Here is a 3,502-nt window from a genome sequence, read left to right as displayed (position 1 = left end):
AAATAACGTGTTCTAGACGGCGGAATAACAAAAATCTTTTCACTCATTTCATTCGAAATGGTGAACGTTGATTTTAAATCTGAATCTATTTTTTCAACCAATTTATCCATTATCGCTTTATAAAGCGTGTTCATTCCTGGATCGTTAAACTGAGATGCTATGGTTCCAAAAACTGGTAAATCATCTTGGTGTACATCCCAAAGACTATTGTTGCGCATGTATTGTTTTTTCACATCACGCAAGGCATCCAATGAACCCCGTTTATCAAACTTATTAATAGCTACCAAATCTGCAAAATCGAGCATGTCGATTTTTTCTAATTGAGTTGCCGCACCAAACTCTGGAGTCATTACATAAAGAGATACATCTGAATGTTCTATAATTTCGGTATCACTTTGTCCAATCCCTGAAGTTTCTAAAATAATCAAATCGTATTCAGCTGCTTTTAAAACTTCAACCGCTTCATTTACATGCTTCGATAAGGCCAAATTAGATTGGCGTGTTGCTAAACTTCGCATATAGACCCTTGAATTATTGATAGAATTCATTCTAATTCGATCACCTAATAAAGCGCCACCCGTTTTTCTTTTAGAAGGATCAACCGAAATAATCCCAACTGTTTTCTTAGGGAAATCTACTAAAAATCGCCTAACTAATTCGTCAACTAAACTAGATTTACCTGCTCCACCAGTGCCAGTGATTCCTAATACTGGAGTTTGTGAGTTTTTATTCTTTGAGTGAATTTTATCTATCGTATTCTTTGCTGTTTTTGGAAAGTTTTCAGCGGACGAAATTACTCTTGCAATAGTTTTTGAAGTTTTATTCTTAAGGTCATCTACTTCAATATCCAATATATTTCCAATAGCAAAATCAGACTGTTTAACCAGGTCATTTATCATGCCTTGTAAACCCATTTCACGACCATCATCTGGTGAATAGATTCGAGTAATTCCATAATCCATCAAATTTTTTATTTCCGAAGGTAATATTACACCGCCACCGCCGCCGAAAATCTTAATATGCTCAGAGCCTCTTTCCTTTAAGAGATCATACATATACTTAAAATATTCATTGTGCCCGCCTTGATACGATGTTAAACAAATGGCATTCACATCTTCTTGAATTGCTGTATTTACAACTTCTTCAACACTTCTATCATGACCCAAATGAATAACTTCTACTCCGGTAGCCTGAATAATGCGTCGCATGATATTTATAGAAGCATCATGTCCATCAAAAAGTGATGCTGCAGTTACAATTCTGACTTTATGTTTTGGCTTATACGGCGCTTGTTGGTTCATTCGTAAAGATTATTGAATTTAAGTATCGCAATTTACGAAATATTCAAAAAAATAAGGTGTTTGCAAAAGATTATATAAAATTTATATCAAGACTCCTTCTTGAATCATTTTTAAACTAAATTTATCTCCGAATAAAAACTACTAATGAATAAGATTACGATTTTAATTCACTGCAAAGACAGACCCAATATTATTGCATCGGTGACCAATTTTATTGCGGAAAACGGAGGTAATATTATCTATATAGATCAGCATGTAGATAGAGAACAAGATATATTTTTTATGCGTTTGGAAAGTGAGTTTATATCAGACAACTTTTCTACTAGCAATTTTAAATCTGTCTTTGAAAGTGATTTGGCCAACAAATTTGAAATGAAATGGCGTATTTACTCATCTGAAAAAAAGCCCAAAATGGCATTATTCATATCTAAATATGATCATTGTTTATATGATTTATTAGGGCGTTATAATTCTGGAGAACTTAATTTAGAAATTCCGTTCATTATAAGTAATCATAATGATTTAAAACCAATTGCTGATAATTTTAAAATACCTTTTTATTATATACCAGTGACTAAAGATTCTAAACAAGACGCAGAAGACCAGCAATTACAGTTACTAAAAGAACATAACATTGATTTTATAGTTTTGGCTAGATACATGCAAATTATATCAGGAAAACTAATAAATAAGTACCCAAACAAAATAATTAATATTCACCACTCCTTTTTACCTGCGTTTGTAGGTGCTAAACCTTACCATTCTGCTTATAAGAGAGGTGTGAAAATTATTGGAGCCACTAGCCATTATGTTACTGAAGAGCTTGATGCAGGACCAATAATAGAACAAGACGTAACTAGAGTCACGCATGCTCATGCCATTAGTGATTTAATTGCAAAAGGACGCGATTTAGAAAAAATTGTTTTAGCAAATGCCGTTAAGCTACACGCAGATAGAAAAGTAATGGTTTTTAATAATAAAACAGTTATTTTTTCTTAACCCAAAATTTTTAATAACTAAAATTTATATTTGTTTACATATAAAATCCAAAATCATGATGCGTAAATTTATAGCTTTTCTTTTAATATTTAATCTGTCTTCATGTGCTGAATTGCAGCAAGCAGTGAATCAATTACCTCAGGGAGGAGTACTTGGTAACACAGAAATAGCCTCAGGTTTAAGGCAAGCTTTAGACTTTGGTATTGACAAACAAGTTACCAAACTTACCCAAAAAGACGGTTTCTTTAAAAATGACTTAGTTAAGATATTATTACCTGAAGAACTTGGTAAAGTTGATAGAGCATTAAGAGATATCGGACTTAGTAATTTGGCTGATGAAGGCTTAAAAGTACTTAATAGAGCTGCTGAAGATGCTGTAAAAGAAGCTACTCCTATTTTTATTAATGCAGTTAAGGGCATTACGTTTGACGATGCGAAAAACATTTTATTAGGGAATAATGATGCGGCAACACAATATTTGACTTCTAAAACACAAACAGCGCTTTATGCTAAATTTAACCCTGTTATAAAAAGTTCATTTAGTAAAGTAGGTGCAGATGATATTTGGAATAATTTAATAAATAAATACAATAGTATTCCATTTACAAATGATGTAAACCCAGACTTAACAGATTATGTAACCGGCGAAGCGTTAAAAGGAGTTTACACTATGATTGCTGTTGAAGAAAAAGACATTAGAACAAAAACAGCTTCTAGAAGTACAGATTTACTAAGAAAGGTTTTTGCGCTTCAAGATTAAATTTAAAAAAATATAAGATTTAAAACCGAATATTTATTGTTCGGTTTTTTTTATCATCCATCATAAGTAACTATGGGTGTAGTATATATTCCTTTTTTAGCACGTATTTAAACATAACATATTCTAAATATGGTTTTTAAATTGATTTTTAACAAAAAAACAACTCTATAACTTTCTCTTCTTCAATAAAAAAATGGATATTTTAGTACTAGTTCTTTACATATAAAATAAACCGAATTGAAAAAATAAAGACTCACCAAGATAAACTTAACTCAAAATACAAGAGGCTTATAGAGCAAGCTTATAATTTTAGACAAACAGATTCGGCGTTAAGTGATATTTCAGAATACAAAGCCATCAAGCTACTCAACAAACTAAATAGGTTGAAATACCTGCAAAGAGAAACGTATCAATCTGCTATTTGAATTTACTTAATAATTAT

Annotated in this window: 4 protein-coding genes; 3 read left to right on the top strand and 1 reads right to left on the bottom strand. The window is 31.5% G+C overall.

Annotation, left to right across the window (positions count from 1 at the left end):
• Positions 1-1,301 (bottom strand): cobalamin-dependent protein (locus tag QZ260_RS06635; RefSeq protein WP_295984239.1); only part of this gene is annotated, 1,301 nt, incomplete at its 3' end.
• 144 nt (positions 1,302-1,445) lie between these two features.
• Between QZ260_RS06635 and purU the strand changes: the two genes are divergently transcribed.
• The 3 genes from purU (at position 1,446) to QZ260_RS06620 (ending at position 3,485) form a co-directional block, all read left to right on the top strand.
• Positions 1,446-2,300 carry a formyltetrahydrofolate deformylase gene (gene purU, locus QZ260_RS06630; protein ID WP_295984237.1) on the top strand — a complete coding sequence of 285 codons (855 nt, stop codon included), beginning with the start codon at positions 1,446-1,448 and terminating at the stop codon, positions 2,298-2,300.
• A gap of 55 nt (positions 2,301-2,355) precedes the next feature.
• Complete coding sequence (locus QZ260_RS06625; protein ID WP_295984234.1) at positions 2,356-3,060, top strand: DUF4197 domain-containing protein; 705 nt, start codon at positions 2,356-2,358, stop codon at positions 3,058-3,060.
• A gap of 227 nt (positions 3,061-3,287) precedes the next feature.
• The gene (locus QZ260_RS06620) at positions 3,288-3,485 is read left to right on the top strand and encodes a Lacal_2735 family protein (RefSeq protein WP_365969312.1); all 198 of its coding nucleotides are present in this window, start codon (positions 3,288-3,290) and stop codon (positions 3,483-3,485) included.
• Positions 3,486-3,502: the final 17 nt, after the last annotated feature.

Origin of the sequence: uncultured Algibacter sp., assembly GCF_905480415.1 — a bacterium.
Classification (GTDB): domain Bacteria; phylum Bacteroidota; class Bacteroidia; order Flavobacteriales; family Flavobacteriaceae; genus Algibacter_B.
Note: the sequence above shows the minus strand (reverse complement) of the source record. Positions and strands in the feature narration are given on the sequence as shown.